Source organism: Micromonospora kangleipakensis, from assembly GCF_004217615.1.
GTDB lineage: Bacteria > Actinomycetota > Actinomycetes > Mycobacteriales > Micromonosporaceae > Micromonospora > Micromonospora kangleipakensis.
Genome location: NZ_SHLD01000001.1, coordinates 5,404,762 through 5,424,119 on the forward strand (window position 1 = coordinate 5,404,762; position 19,358 = coordinate 5,424,119).

Here is a 19,358-nt window from a genome sequence, read left to right on the forward strand (position 1 = left end):
CACCTGGGACTCCTCACGTTCGCTGCGCCGCACCCTGGACGGCATACCGACCAGCCGGTATGTTCGGCGTCCGGCGACGGTAGCGAGCCGCCGACATGCGCGTCAATGGGAAGGCAGCCATGGACTTCGAACCGACCGCACGCGGTGCCGAGCACCTGAAGCGACTCCAGGAGTTCATGGACGACCACGTCTACCCGGCCGAGCCGGTCTACGCGGCGCAGCGGGCCGAGCTCGCGGCGGCCGGCAAGCTGCACCACCTGCCCGCCGTCGTCGAGGACCTGAAGGCCGAGGCCCGCCGCCGGGGGTTGTGGAACCTCTTCCTGCCCGCTGTCTCCGGGCTGACCAATCTGGAGTACGCCCCGCTCGCCGAGCTGACGGGCCGCTCCATCGAGCTCGCCCCCGAGGCCATCAACTGCGCGGCGCCGGACACCGGCAACATGGAGATCCTGCACATGTTCGGCACCGCCGAGCAGCAGGAACGCTGGCTGCGCCCGCTGCTCGACGGCGAGATCCGGTCCGCCTTCGCGATGACCGAGCCGGACGTAGCCTCCAGCGACGCCACCAACATCTCCACCCGGATCGAACGCGACGGCGACTCGTACGTCATCAACGGCCGCAAGTGGTGGACCACCGGGATCGCCGACCCGCGCTGCCGGATCATGATCGTGATGGGCAAGACCGACCCGACGGCCGACACCCACCGCCAGCAGTCGATGATCCTGGTGCCGGTGGACACCCCCGGCGTCGAGGTGGTCCGCTCGCTGCCGGTCTTCGGCTACCACGACCAGCACGGCCACGGCGAGGTCGTCTTCACCGACGTCCGGGTGCCGGCGTCGCACCTGCTCGGCGAGGAGGGCGGCGGCTTCGCCCTCGCCCAGGCCCGGCTCGGACCCGGTCGCATCCACCACTGCATGCGGGCCATCGGCCTGGCCGAGCGCGCGCTCGCGCTGACGGTGCACCGCGCCGCCTCCCGGGTCGCCTTCGGTCGGAAGCTGGCCGAGCAGGGCGTGGTGCAGCAGCAGATCGCCGAGTCCCGGATGGCGATCGAGCAGGCCCGGCTGCTCACCCTCAAGGCCGCTTGGATGATCGACCGGTACGGCGCCAAGGCCGCGCGGACCGAAATCGCCGCCATCAAGGTGATCGCTCCCCGGGTCGCCCTCGAGGTGCTCGACCGGGCGATCCAGGTGCACGGCGGCGCCGGGGTCTCCGACGACGTCCCGCTCGCCTCGATGTACGCCGGCGCCCGCACGCTGCGCATCGCCGACGGCCCCGACGAGGTGCACGTACGCGACGTCGCCCGGCGCGAGATCCGCCGGCAGCTGGAGTCGCGATGACCGTGGCGACCACCGAGCCGCCCGCCGCGGCCGGGCGCCGGCGGGCGCCGCGCGGCTCGGCCCGGCGCAGCATCGTCGCGGCCGCCACCGAACTCTTCGCCCGACGCGGCTACGAGGCGACGAGCGTGCAGGACATCGTGGCCGCGGCCGAGGTCACCAAGGGCGCCCTGTACCACTGGTTCGGGTCCAAGTCCGAGCTGCTCACCAGCATCTACCGGGAGCTGCTCGCCGAGCAGACCCAGCGGCTGCGGGAGATCGCCGACGGCGCCGGACCGGTCGAGGAGCGGCTGCGCGCGGCCGCCCTCGACGTCGTGGAGCACACCGCCGAGCACGCCGACGAGCTCACCGTCTGGGCCCGATCGGCGCACCTGCTCGACGACGAGCAGGCCGAGGCGACCCGCCGGGAGCGGCGCCGCTACCACGACCTGTTCCGCGACCTGGTGCGCGAGGGGCAGGCCAGCGGCGTGGTGCGTACCGACCTCTCCGCCACCGTGATCACCCACGCGTTCCTCAGCGCCCTGGGCAACACGCACACCTGGTTCCACCCCGACGGGCCGCTGACCTTCGCGGAGGTCGGTCACCAGCTCGTCGCGCTCTTCCTCGGCGGCCTGCGCCCGCCGGGACCGGAGCCGGTCGCGCCGCACCCCGCCGAGCCCGGGCGGCGCCCGGCCGGCAGCGACGCCCAGCGGTGCGGGCCGAGCCCGGCCAGCAAGAACCCGTGAGCGACGAGGAGCCGCCCCCGGGATCCGGGACGGCGGAGCCTGGGGAACCCGTCCGCGCCGAGCTGGCCGAGGTGCTCCAGCGCCAGGCCGGGCTGCGCGACGAGGCCCGCGCCGAGGCGACGGCCAAGCGGCACGCGGCCGGGCGGCGCACCGTACGGGAGAATCTCGCGGACCTGATCGACGACGGCAGCTGGCTGGAGTACGGCGGCCTGGCCGTGGCGGCGCAGCGGTCCCGGCGGCCGCTCGCGGAGCTCGCCGCGGCGACCCCCGCCGACGGCGTCCTCGTCGGCGTCGGCCGGGTCGGCGGTGCGCGCGTGGCCGCGGTGGCGTACGACTACACCGTCCTCGCCGGCACCCAGGGCGTCACCGGTCACCGCAAGACCGACCGGCTCCTCGACGTCGCCGCCCGGGACGGGCTGCCGGTCGTCGTCCTCACCGAGGGTGGCGGCGGCCGCCCGAGCGACACCGACCACCCGACTGTGGCCGGTCTGGAGCTGACGACCTTCGCGTCGCTGGCCCGGCTGCGCTCGCTGCGGGTCGGGGTCGCGGCCGGGTACTGCTTCGCCGGCAACGCGGCACTGCTGGGCATCTGCGACGTCACCATCGGCGTCGCGGGGGCCAGCATCGGCATGGGCGGACCGGCCATGGTGGAGGCCGCCGGGCTCGGCGTGGTCGCGGCGCGGGACGTCGGCCCGCTCGACGCGCACCTGGCCAGCGGCGTCGTCGACCTCGCCGCCGCCGACGACGCCGACGCGGTCCGCCTGGCCCGGCGCGTCCTCGGCCACGCGGACGGCACCCCGACCGACGGGCGCCGCGCGGACCAGCGCGGGCTGCGCGACGTCCTGCCGGAGAACCGGCGCCGAGCCTACGACGTCCGCGGCGTCCTGCGCCTGCTCTTCGACGTCGACTCGGTGCTCGAACTGCGGGAGCGGCACGGCCGGTCCCTGGTGACGGCCCTCGCCCGGCTCGACGGGCGTCCGGTGGGGGTGATCGCCAACAACCCGATGCACCGGGCCGGGGCCATCGACGCCACCGCCGCCGGCAAGGCCACCCGGTTCCTGCGGCTCTGCGACCGGATCGGCCTGCCCGTGGTGAGCCTCTGCGACACCCCGGGAATCATGGTCGGCCCCGACGCCGAGCGGACCGGGCTGGTGCGCGCGGTCGGCGACCTGTTCACCGCCGGCGCGTCGCTGCGTACCCCGCTGGTGGCCGTGGTGCTGCGCAAGGCGTACGGCCTCGGCGCGATGGCGATGGCCGGCGGGAGCTTCCACACCACCCGCCTCACCCTGGCCTGGCCGACCGGCGAGGTCGGCGCGATGGGCCTGGAGGGCGCGGTGCGCCTCGGTCATCGCCGGGAACTGGCCGCGATCGCCGACGAGGACGAGCGCCGACGCCGATACGACGAGCTGGTCGCCGACGCCTACGACCGGGGCCGGGCGCTCTCCGCCGCGGCGAGCTTCGAACTCGACGACGTCGTCGACCCGGCGGACACCCGGGACCGGCTCATCGCCGCGCTCTGCTGACCGTCGCCGCATGTTCAGCCGGCCGCCGGGGCGGGGGCGGTCAGGGTGCGGACCTGACCGGTGCGGGGGCCGCCGGCCAACGCCCGCGGGGACCACTCGGTGACCACCAGGAACAGCGTCCGGCCGTCCGGCCCGCCGAGGGCGCAGGCGAAGCAGCCCCGGTCCAGGTCGATCCGGTCCCGCACCCGGCCGCCCTCGGCCACCCGCACCGCGCAGCGGTTCGGCACGTCGCCGTACCAGACGGCGCCCTCGGCATCGAGGCAGATGCCGTCCGGCGCGGCACCGGAGATCTCCGCCCACACCCGCCGACCGGTCAGCGAGGCGTCGGCGGCGACGTCGTACGCGGTGAGCCGGGCGGCGTACGACTCGGCGACGATCAGCGTGCCGCCGTCCGGGGTGAGCGCCATGCCGTTGGGGAAGGCGAGACCGTCGGCCACCAGCCGGGGCGGCCCGTCGGGCGGGACCAGGGCGATCGCGCCCGGCGCGAACTCGCCCGCGGGGAAGTCGAACCCGATGGTGTTGACGTACGCGTTGCCCCGCGCGTCCGTCACCACCTCGTTCCACGGGTGCGCCACCAGCGACCGCAGGTCGGCGTACGGGGTCAGCACGCCGTCCGGCTCCCGGCGCAGCAGCCGCCCCGCGCCGCCGGCGACGACCAGCAGCCGCCCGTCGGGCAGCCGGTCCAGGCAGATCGGCAGGCCGTCGACCCGGGCGACCACCTCGGTCCCGCCGTCGGCGTCGACCGTCAGCACCTCCCCGGCGCCCCAGTCGGCCAGCCAGAGCCGCCCGTCGTGCCAGCGCGGCGACTCCCCGAAGGCCAGTCCGTCCACCAGTACGCGTGGTGCCGTCATCGGTGCCTCCCCATCCGGTCGCGGGCCCGCCGCAGGTGCTCCCGCTCGGGGGTGTTGTCGGTATGCGCGATCGCCGCCTCGTACGCCCGGGCGGCCTCCCCGGTGCGGCCCAGCCGGCGCAGCAGGTCGGCGCGCACGGCGTGGAAGACGTGGTAGCCGGCCAGGTCGAGCTCGTCGACCAGGGCGAGCGCGGCGGCCGGCCCGGCCACCTCGGCCACCGCGACCGCCCGGTTCAGCGCGACCACCGGGCCGGGGGCGACCGTCATGAGCTGGTCGTAGAGCGCGACGATCTGACCCCAGTCGGTCTCCGCGGCGGTCGCCGCGTCGCTGTGCACCGCGGTGATCGCCGCCTGGATCTGGTACGGCCCGGGCCGGCCCCGCCGCAGGCAGCGGCGGACCAGCGCGTGCCCCTCGGCGATCAGCTCGCGGTCCCAGCGGCCCCGGTTCTGCTCGGCCAGCGGCACCAGAGCGCCGTCCGGTCCGGTGCGGGCGGGCCGGCGCGCCTCGGTGAGCAGCAGCAACGCGAGCAGCCCGAGCACCTCCGGCTCGTCCGGCATCAGCTCGGCGAGCAGCCGGGCGAGCCGGAGCGCCTCGGCGCACAGCTCGTCGCGGACCAGCCGCTCCCCCGAGCTGGCGGTGTACCCCTCGTTGAAGATCAGATAGACGACGGCCAGCACCGCCCGGAGCCGGTCGGGCAGGTCCGCGTCGCGGGGCACCCGGTACGGGATCCCGGCGTCCCGAATCTTCGCCTTGGCCCGGACCAGGCGCTGGGCCATGGTCGGCTCCGGCACCAGGAAGGCGCGGGCGATCTCGGCGGTGCTCAGCCCGCCGAGCAGCCGCAGGGTCAGCGCGACCCGGGCGACGGCGCCCAGCGCCGGGTGACAGCAGGTGAAGATCAGGCGGAGCCGGTCGTCGCGCACGGGTCCCTCCTCCGCCGGTGCGTCGCGGGCGTACAGGAGCGCGGCCTGCGCGTGCCGGTCGGCCCGGGTGGCCTCGCGACGCAGCCGGTCGATCGCCCGGTTCCGGGCGGTCGTGATGATCCAGCCGGCGGGACTCGGCGGCACCCCGTCGACCGGCCAGCGGCCGACCGCCGTGGTGAACGCCTCCTGGACCGCCTCCTCGGCGAGGTCGATGTCGCCGAGGACGCGGACCAGGACGGCGACCGCGCGGCCGTACTCCGCGCGGAACACCCGCTCGACGTCGGTCAGCTCGGGCATCGGCGACGGTCAGACCTCGCCCTGGAACGGGCGCACCTCGATCGGCAGGGTGGTCGCCAGGGCGTACCGGCGGCCCCACTCCAGGGCGGCGTCCAGGTCGGGCGCGGTGATGATGGTGAAACCGCCGAGGTACTCCTTGCCCTCGAGGTAGGGCCCGTCGGTGACCAGCACCTCCTCCCCCTTCGGACGCAGCACGGTGGCGGTCTCCGGGGCGTGCAGCCCGTTGCCGAAGACCCACGACCCGGCCTCGACCAGCTCGTCGTGGATGGCGTCGACCTTGCGCATCACCTCGGCCAGGAACTCCGGCTCGGGCATCGCCTCGCCCGTCGGCTGGTACATGCTGATCAGGTACTGCTTCACGGTCTCCTCCTCGCCCGGCGGCCGGTCCGTCGCCGGCCCCTTCACCCTCCACACGAACGGGCCACCGCCGGATCGACACGCCGGCCGGGATGATTTCCGCGGACGTGCTCGCCGCCCTCGCCGGCTGAGCCGCGACCCGCCGCATCGTAGAGAAAATCTTCCATGTATCTATTGAAGTTAATCTTCACCTTGTGACCTAATACTGACAGTTCCTTTCGCCACTCCCGCCGCGTGCTGCGGCATCCCCCCGGGAGGAAAGATGAACCGTCCCCTCAGATCGGCGCTGCGGGCCGCCGCGGCCGCCCTGCTCGCCACGGTCACCCTGGCCGCCTCGGCCACCCTCGGCGCCACCCCGGCCAGCGCCGCCCCGGCCGGCCTGCCCGGCATGGACGTCTCCAGCCACCAGGGCAACGTCAACTGGTCCGCCGCCTGGAACAACGGCGCCCGGTTCGCGTACGTCAAGGCCACCGAGGGCACGTACTACACCAACCCGTACTTCGCCCAGCAGTACAACGGCTCCTACAACGTCGGGATGATCCGGGGCTCGTACCACTTCGCCCGTCCGGACACCACCAGCGGCGCCACCCAGGCCAACTACTTCGTCGACCACGGCGGCGGCTGGTCCAAGGACGGCAAGACGCTGCCCGGCGCGCTCGACATCGAGTACAACCCGTACGGCTCGACCTGCTACGGGCTGAGCCAGTCCGCGATGCGCAGCTGGATCGCCTCCTTCGTCAACCAGTACCACTCCCGCACCGGCCGGTGGGCGACCATCTACACCACCACCGACTGGTGGACCACCTGCACCGGCAACTACAGCGGCTTCGCCGCCAACAACCCGCTCTGGATCGCCCGGTACTCCAGCACCGTCGGCACCCTGCCGGCCGGCTGGTCGACGTACTCCTTCTGGCAGTGGGCCTCCTCCGGCACCTTCCCCGGCGACCAGAACGTCTGGAACGGCACCTGGGACCGGCTCAAGGTGCTGGCCTGCAACGGACCCTGCTGACCGCCGCCGGTGGCGGGCCGCCCCGGCCCGCCACCGGACCGTCCCCTCGAGGAGGTCCCGATGTCCGTCCCCGTACCCCGGCGGACCATGCTGCGCGGCGCCGTCCTGCTCGGCGCCGCCGCCGGCGTCACCGCCCTCGGCCAGCTCACCGGCGACCGGAGCGCCCGGGCGCTCGCCACCCGCGTCGACCAGCCGGTGATCGCCAACTGCGCCACCTGGGGCGCCCGGCCGCCGTCGTCGGCGGTGACCGTGGTCCAGAGCCGCCCCAACAAGATCATCGTCCACCACACGGCGTTCCCCAACTCGACCGACTACAGCCTGGCCCACGCGTACGCCAACTCCCGCGACATCCAGAACCTGCACATGGACGCCAACGGCTGGCTCGACTCCGGGCAGCACTTCACTAACAGCCGCGGCGGGTACCTCACCGAGGGCCGGCACGGCAGCCTCTACGCGCTGCTGCACGGGCAGACCATGGTCCAGGGCGCACACTGCGTCGGGCAGAACAGCCAGGCCATCGGCATCGAGAACGAGGGCATCTACCTCGACGTGCAGCCGCCGCAGGCGCTCTGGGACAGCCTGGTGCTCTTCTGCGCGTTCACCTGCCAGCAGTACGCCATCCCGGCCACCGAGATCTACGGCCACAAGGACTTCAACAACACCCAGTGCCCGGGGCTGCTGCACGACCGGCTCCCCGAGCTGCGCAGCGCGGTGGCCGCCCGGCTCGGCTGACCAGGAGCGGCCCGGAAACCCCAGCCCGGCGTCGTCAACACCCCGGTCACGGGATCCGGTCGGCCGGTCGTGGCGCCGGGCTGGTGGCGGTTCACCGCAACCACCGAGCGGGTCCGGTCATGGAAACCCCGAACCGGGCCCGCCGGGGCCGGACCGTGCCGCAGCCTGGGACCGTGGCGGAGAAGCAGGCGGCGACCGGCGGGCCGGACCCGCGGGCGCCGCTGGCAGAGCTGTACCGGGCCCTCTCCGCCGGCCCGGAGGGGCTGGAGACCGCCGAGGCCCGGCGGCGGCTGACCACGTACGGGCCGAACGAGCTGCGACGGCAGCGGCGGCGGAGCTGGTGGCGGGAGCTGGGACGGCAGGTCGTCCACCCGTTGGCGTTGCTGCTCTGGGTGGCCGCGGCCCTGGCCTGGGTGGCCGGCACGGCCGTGCTGGCCGTGGCGATCCTGGTGGTGATCGCGCTGAACGCCCTCTTCGCCTCCGCGCAGGAACGCCAGGCCGAACGGGCGGTGGAGGCGCTCACCCGCTACCTGCCCCGGCACGCCCGGGTCCGACGGGACGGACGCTGGCAGGAGATCCTGGCGGCAGAGCTGGTCCCCGGCGACGTGCTGGCCGTCGCCGAGGGGGACCGGATCTCCGCCGACGCCCGCCTGATCGACGGCTTGGTGGAGGTCGACCTCTCCGCCCTCACCGGCGAGTCCCAGCCGGTCTACCGCTCGGCCGACGCGCCGTCGTCCGCCGGCGGGCCGACCGAGGCCGCCAATCTGGTCTTCAGCGGCACCAACTGTCTGAGCGGGGAGGCCCGGGCGCTGGTGCACGCCACCGGGATGCGGACCGAGCTGGGCCGGATCGCCGCCCTGTCGCAGCGGGTGGGGCGCGAGGAGAGCCCGCTGGAGAAGCAGGTCCGCCGGGTCGCCTGGCTGATCGCCGCGGTGGCGGTCGGCGCCGGGCTGGTCTTCTTCCCGATCGGCGTGTTCGTCGCCGGAATGTCGATCTCCGACGCCTTCACCTTCGCCATCGGTCTGCTGGTCGCCAACGTGCCGGAGGGGCTGCTGCCCACCATCACGCTCGCGCTGGCCGTCGGCGTCCGCAGCCTGGCCCGGGTGGGCGCCGTGGTGAAGCGGCTCAGCGCGGTGGAGACGCTCGGCTCGACCGACGTGATCTGCACCGACAAGACCGGAACCCTGACCGAGAACAAGATGCGGGTCGTGGCGGTCCGGGCCGCCGACACGCTGCTCGACCCGGCTCCCGGTCCCGGCACCCGACCGGACGCGGCGCTGTGCGCGCTGGCCGTCGCGGTGACGGCCTGCAACAACGCCCACGTGGACAGCGGCGACCCGACCGAGGTGGCGCCGCTCCGGTTCGCCGCCGACCTCGGGGTGACGGACCCCGACCATGCCGGGCGGCGGGCGCAGTTCCGCTTCGATCCGAAGCTGCGGCTGATGTCCACCGTCGACGAGGAGGCCGGGCAGCTCTGGCTGCACACCAAGGGCGCGCCGGAGGAGGTGCTGCGCCGGTGCACCAGCGTGATCCGGGCGGACGGGTCCGAACGGCCGCTCGACGAGGCGTACCGGAAGGAGCTGGACGCGGCGGTGACCGCGCAGGCCGGGCAGGGCCGGCGGGTCCTCGGCGTGGCCCGACGCCGGCTGACGACGGTGCCGGCGGGGCGCGCGGACGCCGAGCGGGAGCTGACCTTCCTCGGGTTCGTCGCGATGGTCGACCCGCCCCGACCGGAGGTGCCGGAGGCGGTCGCCCGCTGCCACACCGCGGGCATCCGGATCATCATGGTCACCGGCGACCACGGGTTGACCGCCGCGGCGATCGCCCGGCAGGTCGGCATCACCCGGGGCGAGCCGACCGTGATCACCGGCGCGCAGCTCGACCGGATGGCCGCCAATGAGCTGCGCCACCTGCTCGGCGAGCGGCGGGATGTGGTCTTCGCCCGGGTCTCCCCCGAGGCGAAGCTGCACATCGCCGAGGCGCTGCGGGCCAACCACGAGGTGGTGGCGATGACCGGTGACGGGGTCAACGACGCGCCGGCGCTGCGGCGGGCGGACATCGGGGTGGCGATGGGCCGGACCGGCACCGACGTCACCCGGGAGGCCGCCACGATGATCCTCACCGACGACAACTTCGCCACCATCGTCGCCGCCGTCGCCGCCGGTCGCCGGGTCTACGACAACGTCCGCAAGTTCATCGTCTACATCTTCGCGCACCTCACGCCGGAGGTCGTGCCCTTCCTGATCTTCGCGCTCTCTGCCGGTACAGTGCCGCTGCCGCTGACCGTCCTGCAGATCCTCGCCATCGATCTGGGCACCGATACGCTGCCCGCCCTCGCACTCGGCCGGGAGCCCGCCGAGCCGGGGCTGATGAACCGGCCGCCCCGGCGGCGCAGCGACAAGGTGGTGAACGCCCCAATGGTGATCCGGGGCTGGGGTTTCCTCGGGCTGATCGCGACGGTTCTGGTGCTGAGCGGGTTCTTCACACTGTTGCTGCGGGCGGGCTGGACGCCCGGCGCGCCGACCGGACCGGGCACTCCGCTGCACGACGCGTACCGGGAGGCGACCACCATGACCTTCCTCGGCATCGTCTCCTGTCAGATCGGCACGGCCTTCGCGGTCCGCACCGAACACGCCTCGCTGCGGTCCGTGGGGGTGTTCAGCAACCGGCTGTTGCTCCGGGGCATCGCCTTCGAGATCGTCTTCGCCGCGCTGATCGTCACTGTTCCGCCGGTGCAGGACGTCTTCGGCACCCGGCCGCCCGAGCCGGCCATGCTGGCGCTGCTGCTGGCGTTCCCGCCGATCGTCTGGGGCGCCGACGAGCTACGCCGGGCGGCGCGCCGACACCGGCACCAACGCCGCTCGCTTATATAAGCGAGATCTGATAGAAAGGGTCCGTGCACGCCTTCGACGTCCTCGGGGACCCGATCCGCCGCCGGATCCTGGAACTCCTCGCCGAGGGCGAGCAGACCGCCGGCAGCCTCTGCGCGGCGGTCCAACAGGAATTCGGCATCTCCCAACCGGCCGTGTCGCAGCACCTCAGGGTGCTGCGCGACAACGGCTTCGCGACCGTACGGCCCGAGGGCACCCGCCGCCTCTACGCGGTGGACCCGCAGCCGCTCCGCCAGGTCGACGCCTGGCTGGACCACTTCCGCCGCTTCTGGACCCCGCCGCTGGAGGCCCTCGCCACCGAACTGGCCCGCGGCCGGCGGGAGCGGCGGCTGCGCGAGGCCGGCCCCGACGAGAGGAGAACACCATGATCGACGTGATCGGACAGATCAGCTCCGTCGAGCGCACCGTCGGCAGCCGCACGCTGCCCGCCGGGCAGGCGCGCGTGAGCATCATCAGTCAGACGTACGACGCGCCGCTGGAGGACGTCTGGGACGCCTGCACCAGCGCCGACCGCATCCCCCGCTGGTTCCTGCCGATCTCCGGCGAGCTGCGGCTGGGCGGCCGCTACCAGCTGGAGGGCAACGCGGGCGGCACCGTCGAGCGCTGCGACCCGCCGCACGGCTTCGCCGCGACCTGGGAGTACGGCGGCGAGGTGAGCTGGATCGAGGTGCGGCTCAGCCCGGCGGGCGAGGGACGTACCCGGTTCGAGCTGGAGCACGTCGCGCACGTGGACGACCAGCGCTGGGCCGAGTTCGGACCGGGCGCCACCGGCGTCGGCTGGGACATGGGGCTGCTCGGCCTGGCCTCGCACCTGGCGGCCGACGGCAGCGGGGTCGCCCCGGCGGAGGCCGCCGCCTGGATGGGCTCCGACGAGGGCCGCCAGTTCATGACGCTGAGCAGCGAGCGCTGGTGCGAGGCGAGCGTGGCGGCCGGCACCCCGGCCGACGAGGCCCGGGCGGCGGCGCAGCGGACCACCGCCGCGTACACCGGGGTGCCGGCCTCCTGACCCGCGGCGCGGGGCGCCCGGCTAGCCGGGCGCCCCGCTCAGCCGGCCGTGCGGCTTCGCGCTGATGGAGGCCCGCGCCGTCCTGCGCGACCGACACGGCCGGGAGTGATCGGCTAGGGTCGGGCCGGTGCGCGACACTCCGGGATACACCTGCGTCACCTGCGGCCGGCGGCACGACGAGCTGCCGCTCTCCTACCGCACCCAGGCGCCCGCCTTCTGGTCCGAGGAGCTGGCGGCGGCCGACGACAGCGAGCTGACCCCCGACCTCTGCGTCATCCGGGGCGAGCACTTCTTCGTCCAGGGCAACCTCGAGATCCCCCTGCGGGACGCGGAGGGGACGTTCTCCTGGGGAGTCTGGGTCTCGCTGAGCGCCGCCAACTTCGGCCGCACGGTGCAGCTGTGGGAAACCCCGGGCCGGGAGTCGGAGCCGCCCTACTTCGGCTGGCTCTCCACCGAGCTGCCGCTCTACGGGGTGAGCACCCTGGAGCTCAAGACCCACGTGCACACCCGGCCGGTGGGCGAGAAGCCGGCGGTGGAGGTCGAGCCCACCGACCACCCGCTCGCGGTGGCGCAGCGGACCGGCATGACCATGGCGGACGTCCAGCGGATCGCCGAGCAGCTCCGGCACCCGGAGACGCGCCCCGAGCCGGCCGGGTGACGGGAGCGCTCCGCCGGCCCGGCGGGTAACGTGCTGCGGCGTGACCGGCGCACCGTACTCGCACTGCTCGTACTGCGGCACGGCCTACCCGGCCGGAGCCGGCTGGCCGCGCGTCTGCGCGGACTGCGGCCAGACCGTCTGGCGCAACCCACTGCCGGTCGCGGTGGCGATTCTGCCGGTACGCACGGCGACCGGCCTGGGGGTGGTGGTGGTCCGCCGCGACATCGAGCCGGCCCGTGGCCAGCTCGCGCTGCCCGGCGGGTTCATCGAGTACGGCGAGGAGTGGTCGGAGGCGCTGGTCCGGGAGCTGCGCGAGGAGACCGGCCTGCTGGCCGAGCCCGAACAGGCGCGGCTCTTCGCGGTGCACGGGGCGCCCGCCGGCGGCACCATGATGGTCTTCGGCGTACTGCCCGAGCGGGCGGCCGGGGAGCTGCCGCCGTCCGCGCCGACCGAGGAGGCCACGGAGTGGCTGGTCCTCACCGAGCCGGTCGAGCTGGCCTTCTCCACCCACACCCGGGCGCTGGCCGACTTCTTCGCCGGCCAGCGCACGGTCTGATCCCCGCCGTGCCGCGGCCAGCCGCGCCACCACCGGCTCCGATCGACGGCTATTTCCACTGATTGAATAGGAATGCTGCGTCGCCGAGCTCGGAGGTCACCGTGTCACGCCCGCTTTCCCAGGACGAAGTCGAGCACGACGCCCACCGGACCCGGCAGTGGCTCGCCGGGGGGGCCCGCTGCGACGGGGTGTCCCGCCAGGAGCTGCTGGAGCTGGGCGTGGCCATGGCCGCCGTCACCGCCGCCGCCGAGGAGCGGGAACCGGTCGCCGTCACCCGCGCCCCGGTCGGCGTCGACCCCGGAGCCGGTGCCGTCGCGGCGCCCATCGCCAAGCCGCTGCCGCCGCAGCTGTTCCGGCGGCTGGAGAGCAACGCCGAGATGCGGTGGGAGGCGATGGCCGGGCAGGGGCATGTCGTCCCCAACGACCGGTTCTTCGTCCGCAACCACACCGTGACGCCCCGGCTGGACGCCGAGACCTGGCAACTGCGCCTCTTCGGCACCGGGCTGCGCGGCACGCCGACCCGGCGGGACCCGGTCGAGTTCAGCCTCTCCGACCTGCGGAGACTGCCCGCCGAGGAGGGATCCGCGCTGGTCGAGTGCGCCGGCAACGGGCGCCGCTTCTTCATCGAGCAGCAGGGCGCCGCCTCCCCCGGCGTGGCCTGGGGCCTCGGCGGGGTCGGCGTCGCGCGCTGGCGGGGCGTACGGCTGGGCACCGTGCTCCGGCTGGCCGGCCTCACCGACGCGGCGGTCGACGTGATGCCGGAGGGGCTGGACCCGGAGTACGTCACCGGCGGGGTGAACCTCGGCCGGGTACGCCGGCCGCTGCCGGTCGGCAAGGCCCTCGACGACGTGCTGCTGGCGTACGAGATGAACGGCGAGCCGCTCCCCGCCGACCACGGCTTCCCCGTGCGGGTGGTGGTGCCCGGCTGGATCGGCATCTCCTCGATCAAGTGGGTGGGAGCCGTCGAGGTCTCCGCCACTCCCCTCTTCTCCCCCTGGAACACCCAGCTCTACCGGATGTTCGGCCCCGGGCATCCGGGCGGCGGCGGGGAGCTGGCCGCCCAGTCGGTGAAGAGCGCCTTCGAGCTGGCCTGGGACGCCCGCATCCCGGCCGGCACCGAGGTGCTGCTGCGCGGCCGGTCCTGGTCCGGCAACGGGCCGATCGCCCGGGTCGAGGTCAGCACAGGCGACGAGGACTGGCGCCCCGCCGAGCTGGTCGCCGCCGACCGGGGCGGGGCGTGGCAGCGCTGGACCACCGTCTGGCGGCCGCCCGCCCCCGGCCGGTGGACGCTGCGCGCCCGCGCCACCGACGTGACCGGGGCCGGCCAGCCCGACACCGCCGCTCACAACGACTTCGGGTACCTCTTCGACGGCGTGGTCCGGCACCCGGTGACCGTGGCCTGACCTCGCGACCCGTTGCCCGTCCGGCACACCGCCGCGCGGACGCGGCGGGCGGCGTCGTGGCGGCGGGGCGAGGTCAGGCGGTCAGGTAGGCGGCGGGGACGGCGTCGGCGAGCCAGACGCCGTTCGCGCTGCGGTAGAAGAGGTGACCGTCCCGGGCCATCGCCGCCGCGTCGACGATGAGGATCGCCACCTGGCCGCCCCGCCGGGCGCCCACCCGGCGGGCGGTCTCCACGTCGGGCGAGAGGTGGACGTGGTGCCGGCCGCCGCGACGCAGGCCCTCGGCCATGATGGACGGCACGACCGCGGCGCTGGTGCCGTGGTAGAGCCGGTCCGGCGGTGGCGTCGGGGCCAGGCCGAGGTCGACCGGGATGGAGTGCCCCTGGCTGGCCCGGACGCGGTCGACGCCGTCGGCGCCCCGCTCGACGGCGAAGCGCTGCTTGTCGTTCCCGGCCACCACCTCGTCGACGACGGTGCGGCTGATCCGCAGCGCGGCGAGCAGGTCGGTGACCGGCACCCAGCCGGCCGGGTCCGGCGTCAGCCCGAACCGGTCCGGCCGGTGCCGCAGCGCCAGGGACATCTTCTTGCTCACCCGGACCAGGTCGCGATGATCCACGGCGACAGTGTGGCCCACACGGTGGCACCCGTCGACGGATATCGCCGGTCAGCGGGTGGCGCCCGAGGTGGGTCCGACCATCAGCCCGGACGCGTCGACCACCTCGAAGTCGCTGCCGCGCAGGCCGCCCAGCGTCCGCAGCGCGTCGTTGTCCCACCGCTCGTCCGGCGCGCCGGAGAGGAACCACGCGGAGCCGTGGTCGGCGACGATCAGGCCGTACCGCTGCATGGCCTCGGCGACGATCCGGGCCTGCCGGGGCAGCCGGGAGACGTCCACCGACCGCTTGAGCCGCAGCCGCTGGCCGAGCTGCGGCAGCGCCGGGTCGGACGCGTCCGAGGCGGAGTGGGTCGCCGGCCAGGTCCAGCCGGTGCGGGTACGCGGCACGGTGACCCGGATGGCGTGGTCGATCCGGCCGGCGGCGACCTCGTCGTACCGGACCAGACCCGCGAGGATCGACAGACCGGCCGCGTCGGCGGAGGTCCAGCCCGCCCGGCGCAGCCGGTTCGACCGGAGGTCGACGACCGCCCCGGAGCCGGCCCACCAACCGCCGCCGGCCGGGTGCGCGTCGAAGAGCTCGTACGCCCGGCAGGCCGCCCGGTCCCAGACGATCACGTGCCGGTCGCCGTCGCCGCGCGGCCCGCCCTCGATCGCCGCGTCGGGCGGGATCGGGTACGGCCCCGGGTCGCTCTCGGCCGCGTAGGAGAAGGTGACCGGGACCCGCCGCTGCCCGGCGGGGACGACGGTGACCGGGATGCCGATCGGCGCCCCGGCCCAGGTGCCCGCGCCGAAGTCGGGATGGACGGTGGCGCCGGCACCGATCGCGCCGACCATCGCCGCTGACCGGGTATGCACGGGCAGCCGGGAGACGTCGGCGTGCCAGACGTTGTCAGCCGGCAGCACCGGGCAGGCCCGGGCCACCGGACGCGGCCGGCTGCCGAAGCCGACCCGACCGGAGGCGGCCGGGCTCGGCGCGACCGGCGTGCCGGTCACCGCCCCGGTCGGAGCCGGGGTGACCGTCCCGGGCGCGGCGACGGGCGTACGGTCCGGCGTCGTGCAGCCGGCGGCGAGCACGACCAACGCGGCCAGGACGACGCCCGCGCGGCGGAACGTCGGCTGCGGCATCCCCGGGATCCTGCCCGAGGACCGGCCGCGGCGTCCAGCGGCCCGCGCGACCCGACGGCCTGCGCGTCCGGCCGGCTCAGGCGGCCGCGCGGTCCGGCAGCGGACGCCGCCGACGGGCCGGGTCGGTGAGCACCCCCGGCGCCCAGGCCCCGTCCGGCTGGTAGAGGTTCACCCCAGGCGGGACGATCTCGTCGATCCGGTCGAGGACGGCGTCGTCGACGGTGAGCGAAGCCCCCTTGAGCAGCCCCTCCAGCTGCTCCATGGTGCGCGGGCCGAGGATCGCCGAGGTGACCGCCGGGTGCGCCACGGTGAACGCCACCGCCAGCTCGGGCAGGGTGCAGCCGACCTCGTCGGCGAGCGCTAGCAGCTCCTCCACCGCGGCGTACTTCGCGGCGTTGCCGGCGATCGCCGGGTCGAACCGGGCCGGGGTGAGGGCCGCCCGGCCGGCGGTGAGGTCGACCGCCCGGCCGGGACGGTACCGGCCGGAGAGGAAGCCCGACGCGAGCGGACTCCAGACCAGGACCCCCATGCCGTACCGCTGGCAGACCGGCAGGACCGCGCTCTCGATCCCCCGGGCCAGGATCGAGTACGGCGGCTGCTCGGTGCGGAACCGCCCGAGCGCCCGCCGCTCGGCGACGTGATGCGACTCCACGATCTCCTCGGCCGGGAAGGTCGAGCAGCCGAAGGCCCGGATCTTGCCGGCCCGGACGAGATCGCTGAGCACGCCCAAGGTCTCCTCGACGTCCGTGGTGTGGTCCGGGCGGTGCACCTGGTAGAGGTCGATCCAGTCGGTGTCCAGGCGGCGCAGACTCTCCTCGACCTCTCGGACGATCCAGCGCCGGGAGTTGCCACCGCGGTTGGGGCCCTCCCCCATCGGGAAGTGCACCTTGGTCGCGAGCACCACCTCGTCCCGCCGGCCGCGCAGCGCCCGGCCGACGATCGCCTCCGACTCGCCGGCGGAGTACATGTCGGCCGTGTCCACGAAGTTGATCCCCTGGTCGAGGGCGGCGTGGACGATCCGGACGCAGTCGTCGTGGTCGGGGTTGCCGACCGCGCCGAACATCATCGTGCCGAGACAGTGGACGCTCACCTCGATGCCCGTGCCGCCGAGCACGCGGTAACGCATGAGTCCTCCCGAGGGATGCGCCGCGCTGTCCGGGCGGCGGGGCCGGTCCGACCAACCTAGGAATTCGAGTGCGCTCGAGGTCAAGGCCGCGCCGGTCAGCTGGTGCCGTCCCCCGCGCCCGCCAGGTAGCCTGCGGCCTGCAGCTCGAACAGCTCCCGGTAGGGGCCGTCCTGCGCCATCAGCTCGTCGTGGTCGCCCTGCTGGACGAGCCGGCCGTGGTCCATGACGAAGATCCGGTCGGCGTGCCGGACGTTGGCGAGCCGGTGGGTGATCAGCACGACCGCCCGCTCGGGGTGCCGGCGCAGGTGCTGGAAGAGCGCGTGCTCGGCCCGGGCGTCGAGGGCCGCGGAGGGCTCGTCGCAGATCAGCAGCCGGGCGTCCCGGTAGAGGCCGCGGGCGGCGACCAGCCGCTGCCACTGGCCGCCGGAGAGGTCCTGGCCGTCCTTGAACTGCCGGTCGAGGAGGGTGTCGTAGCCGTACGGCAGGCCGGTGATCATGTCGTGCGCGGCGGCGCCGCGGGCGGCGTCCTCGACGCTCGGTCCGGGCCGGTCGGCCGGCCGGTCGTGCCGGCCGATCCGGATGTTCTGCCCGGCGGTGAACGGGAACTTCCACCAGTCCTGGGTCATCACCGCGACCTGGGCGCCGGTCTGCCGCGGGTCCAGCTCGGCGGTGTCCGTGCCGTCCCAGCGGATGACCCCGTCGGTGGGCCGGTAGAGGCCGGCGATCAGTTTGGCCAGGGTGGTCTTGCCGGAGCCGTTCTCCCCCACCAGGGCGATCACCTCACCACGTCGGATGGTGAGGCTGACCCCGTCCACGGCGGCCGTCGCGGTGTCCGGGTAGCGCAGGCTCACCCGGTCGAGCTCGATCCGGTCGAAGCCGTCGACGGGCCGGCCGCCGCCGACCGGGACGCGCTGCCGGGCCCGGTCGAGGAAGTCCCGGTAGTCCTGGTAGTAGAGCGCGTCCTCGTAGAGCGAGTTGGTGGCGAACACGGCGATCCGCAGCGAGGAGCGGGCGGACTGCAACGCCAGCAGGGCGGTCGCCGCGGCGGCCAGCGCGACCACGTCAACCAGCAGCAGCCCGCCGAGGACCGCGTAGACCCCGAAGGCGGCGATGCCGGTCGCCGACATGCCGACCGCGCGGGTGGTGCTCTGCGAGCGGGCCAGCCGCAGCTCGGCCCGGGTCTCCGCCGCCATCATCCGGCGGAACTCGGTGAGCAGGAAGTCCCGCATCTGGTACGCCCGTACCTCGGCGGCCGTGTGCCGGTCCGCCATCAGGTTGGCCAGCATCCACATCCGACGGCGGCGGGTGATCCGGGCCAGCATGACGAGGTACTGCCGGCGGGCCATCCGCACCGCCGTCACCGCCTCCGGCACCGCGGCGAGCAGCAGGCAGGGCAGCAGCACCGGCTGGACCACCGTCACCGCCGCGGCGGTCGCCAGCACCCCCACCACGCCGGTGAGCAGGTTGACGGTGTGGTCGACGATCGACGCCGCCTCGGCCATGCCCCGGTCCCGGGCCCGGTCCATCTCCTCGGCGAAGCCCGCGTCGTCGAAGGCGGCCAGCTCCACCGTCGTCGTGGTCTCGAAGAGGCGCAGCTCCACCTGGTAGTTGATCTGCGGGATCAGCCGGGCCTGCGCCCAGCCGGCGGCCACGGTCAGCGCGCCCTTGACCGTCACCGCGAGCCCGGCGAGGGCCAGCGCGGGCAGCGCGGCGCGGATCCGGTCGGGCGTCGGCCCGGCGGCGAAGAGCTGACGGAGCACGCCGGTCGTGGCGAGCAGGCCCAGCGTGGTCATCACGCCGGCCGCCACGTTGAGCCCGATGGAGGCGACGGTGTCCCGGCGACTGGTCCCCCAGGCCAGGACTACCGCCTCGCGAACCAGCGCGGGCAGCCGCCGGGCCACCGCCTGGAAGCTGGTGTGCGCGAACTCGGTCGCCCGGTGCATCCAGTGGCCGTCCTCCAGCTCGGGCAGGACGGTGGCGTCGTCGTCGGCCGGCTCGTCCGGGTCGGACGGGTGCCGGGGACCGATCACCGTCGCCATGGCGCCTCCTCACCGGGCCGAACAGCCACGGACCAAGGAGCTTACGTTCCGCGACGGTACGCTGTCCCGAGGTGACCGGCGTGTCGAACAGGCGTCCCAACCGTGTGTCGCCGGGATACCGGAAGGCGGCGGTTCCACGGGGTGGGCGATGTCGCGTCGCGTCGCGCCGGCCCGCCCCGGGTGGCAGGCTGGTGGAGTC

18 protein-coding genes are annotated in these 19,358 nt (G+C 74.5%); 11 read left to right on the top strand and 7 right to left on the bottom strand.

The window, feature by feature from the left end; all coding sequences use genetic code 11:
* Positions 1-119 precede the first annotated feature (119 nt).
* Genes EV384_RS26050 through EV384_RS26060 form a run of 3 tightly spaced genes read left to right on the top strand, consistent with a single transcriptional unit; the run spans position 120 to position 3,579 of the window.
* Positions 120-1,334 carry an acyl-CoA dehydrogenase family protein gene (locus EV384_RS26050; protein ID WP_130337349.1) on the top strand — a complete coding sequence of 405 codons (1,215 nt, stop codon included), beginning with the start codon at positions 120-122 and terminating at the stop codon, positions 1,332-1,334.
* Positions 1,331-2,056, top strand: coding sequence for a TetR/AcrR family transcriptional regulator (locus EV384_RS26055; protein ID WP_130337351.1), 726 nt, complete (start codon positions 1,331-1,333; stop codon positions 2,054-2,056). The genes EV384_RS26050 and EV384_RS26055 overlap by 4 nt, the downstream gene beginning before the upstream one ends.
* The gene (locus EV384_RS26060) at positions 2,053-3,579 is read left to right on the top strand and encodes an acyl-CoA carboxylase subunit beta (RefSeq protein ID WP_207232463.1); all 1,527 of its coding nucleotides are present in this window, start codon (positions 2,053-2,055) and stop codon (positions 3,577-3,579) included. Before EV384_RS26055 ends, EV384_RS26060 begins: the two co-directional genes overlap by 4 nt.
* Before the next feature lie 14 nt (positions 3,580-3,593).
* Here the strand turns inward: EV384_RS26060 and EV384_RS26065 are convergent, their stop codons facing one another.
* The 3 genes from EV384_RS26065 to EV384_RS26075 are packed head-to-tail and all read right to left on the bottom strand — an operon-like array spanning position 3,594 to position 6,007.
* Positions 3,594-4,430: an SMP-30/gluconolactonase/LRE family protein gene (locus tag EV384_RS26065; RefSeq protein ID WP_130337355.1), complete on the bottom strand. Its 837-nt coding sequence runs from the start codon at positions 4,428-4,430 to the stop codon at positions 3,594-3,596.
* Positions 4,427-5,638 carry an RNA polymerase sigma factor gene (locus EV384_RS26070; RefSeq protein WP_130340825.1) on the bottom strand — a complete coding sequence of 404 codons (1,212 nt, stop codon included), beginning with the start codon at positions 5,636-5,638 and terminating at the stop codon, positions 4,427-4,429. The genes EV384_RS26065 and EV384_RS26070 overlap by 4 nt, the downstream gene beginning before the upstream one ends.
* An 18-nt stretch (positions 5,639-5,656) precedes the next feature.
* Positions 5,657-6,007 (bottom strand): YciI family protein, encoded by a 351-nt coding sequence (locus tag EV384_RS26075; RefSeq protein ID WP_130337357.1) that lies wholly within the window; start codon positions 6,005-6,007, stop codon positions 5,657-5,659.
* A gap of 259 nt (positions 6,008-6,266) precedes the next feature.
* Between EV384_RS26075 and EV384_RS26080 the strand changes: the two genes are divergently transcribed.
* From EV384_RS26080 to EV384_RS26115, 8 genes are all read left to right on the top strand, one after another.
* Complete coding sequence (locus EV384_RS26080) at positions 6,267-7,013, top strand: lysozyme (protein WP_130337359.1); 747 nt, start codon at positions 6,267-6,269, stop codon at positions 7,011-7,013.
* Between the two features lie 60 nt (positions 7,014-7,073).
* Positions 7,074-7,745 carry a peptidoglycan recognition protein family protein gene (locus EV384_RS26085; protein ID WP_130337361.1) on the top strand — a complete coding sequence of 224 codons (672 nt, stop codon included), beginning with the start codon at positions 7,074-7,076 and terminating at the stop codon, positions 7,743-7,745.
* Between the two features lie 173 nt (positions 7,746-7,918).
* Positions 7,919-10,618: a cation-translocating P-type ATPase gene (locus EV384_RS26090; RefSeq protein ID WP_242624296.1), complete on the top strand. Its 2,700-nt coding sequence runs from the start codon at positions 7,919-7,921 to the stop codon at positions 10,616-10,618.
* A gap of 23 nt (positions 10,619-10,641) precedes the next feature.
* Positions 10,642-11,004 carry an ArsR/SmtB family transcription factor gene (locus tag EV384_RS26095; RefSeq protein WP_130337365.1) on the top strand — a complete coding sequence of 121 codons (363 nt, stop codon included), beginning with the start codon at positions 10,642-10,644 and terminating at the stop codon, positions 11,002-11,004.
* Positions 11,001-11,642: an SRPBCC family protein gene (locus EV384_RS26100; protein ID WP_130337367.1), complete on the top strand. Its 642-nt coding sequence runs from the start codon at positions 11,001-11,003 to the stop codon at positions 11,640-11,642. Before EV384_RS26095 ends, EV384_RS26100 begins: the two co-directional genes overlap by 4 nt.
* 127 nt (positions 11,643-11,769) lie before the next feature.
* On the top strand, positions 11,770-12,300 hold the full coding sequence (locus EV384_RS26105; RefSeq protein ID WP_130337369.1) for a DUF2199 domain-containing protein: 531 nt from the start codon (positions 11,770-11,772) through the stop codon (positions 12,298-12,300).
* Positions 12,301-12,340: 40 nt separating this feature from the next.
* Complete coding sequence (locus tag EV384_RS26110) at positions 12,341-12,856, top strand: NUDIX domain-containing protein (RefSeq protein ID WP_130337371.1); 516 nt, start codon at positions 12,341-12,343, stop codon at positions 12,854-12,856.
* A 101-nt stretch (positions 12,857-12,957) separates the two neighbouring features.
* The gene (locus EV384_RS26115; protein ID WP_242624297.1) at positions 12,958-14,259 is read left to right on the top strand and encodes a sulfite oxidase; all 1,302 of its coding nucleotides are present in this window, start codon (positions 12,958-12,960) and stop codon (positions 14,257-14,259) included.
* A gap of 73 nt (positions 14,260-14,332) precedes the next feature.
* On the opposite strand, the gene EV384_RS26120 is transcribed toward EV384_RS26115, so the two are convergent.
* The 4 genes from EV384_RS26120 to EV384_RS26135 all read right to left on the bottom strand — a co-directional run bounded on the left by EV384_RS26120 (position 14,333) and on the right by EV384_RS26135 (position 19,159).
* A complete protein-coding gene (locus tag EV384_RS26120) occupies positions 14,333-14,872 on the bottom strand; it encodes an RNA 2'-phosphotransferase (RefSeq protein WP_130337373.1) in 540 nt (179 codons plus the stop codon).
* Between the two features lie 48 nt (positions 14,873-14,920).
* Positions 14,921-15,994 (bottom strand): hypothetical protein, encoded by a 1,074-nt coding sequence (locus EV384_RS26125; protein ID WP_130337375.1) that lies wholly within the window; start codon positions 15,992-15,994, stop codon positions 14,921-14,923.
* Positions 15,995-16,070: 76 nt separating this feature from the next.
* Complete coding sequence (locus EV384_RS26130) at positions 16,071-17,120, bottom strand: aldo/keto reductase (RefSeq protein WP_130337377.1); 1,050 nt, start codon at positions 17,118-17,120, stop codon at positions 16,071-16,073.
* A gap of 95 nt (positions 17,121-17,215) precedes the next feature.
* A complete protein-coding gene (locus EV384_RS26135; RefSeq protein WP_130337379.1) occupies positions 17,216-19,159 on the bottom strand; it encodes an ABC transporter ATP-binding protein in 1,944 nt (647 codons plus the stop codon).
* Positions 19,160-19,358: the final 199 nt, after the last annotated feature.

Excerpts from the sequence above, each read along its gene's own strand:
- EV384_RS26085 (WP_130337361.1), top strand. The coding sequence starts at position 7,074 with ATGTCCGTCCCCGTACCCCGGCGGACCATGCTGCGCGGCGCCGTCCTG.
- EV384_RS26055 (WP_130337351.1), top strand. The coding sequence starts at position 1,331 with ATGACCGTGGCGACCACCGAGCCGCCCGCCGCGGCCGGGCGCCGGCGG.
- EV384_RS26100 (WP_130337367.1), top strand. The coding sequence starts at position 11,001 with ATGATCGACGTGATCGGACAGATCAGCTCCGTCGAGCGCACCGTCGGC.
- EV384_RS26125 (WP_130337375.1), bottom strand. The coding sequence starts at position 15,994 with ATGCCGCAGCCGACGTTCCGCCGCGCGGGCGTCGTCCTGGCCGCGTTG.
- EV384_RS26080 (WP_130337359.1), top strand. The coding sequence starts at position 6,267 with ATGAACCGTCCCCTCAGATCGGCGCTGCGGGCCGCCGCGGCCGCCCTG.
- EV384_RS26130 (WP_130337377.1), bottom strand. The coding sequence starts at position 17,120 with ATGCGTTACCGCGTGCTCGGCGGCACGGGCATCGAGGTGAGCGTCCAC.
- EV384_RS26050 (WP_130337349.1), top strand. The coding sequence starts at position 120 with ATGGACTTCGAACCGACCGCACGCGGTGCCGAGCACCTGAAGCGACTC.
- EV384_RS26065 (WP_130337355.1), bottom strand. The coding sequence starts at position 4,430 with ATGACGGCACCACGCGTACTGGTGGACGGACTGGCCTTCGGGGAGTCG.
- EV384_RS26135 (WP_130337379.1), bottom strand. The coding sequence starts at position 19,159 with ATGGCGACGGTGATCGGTCCCCGGCACCCGTCCGACCCGGACGAGCCG.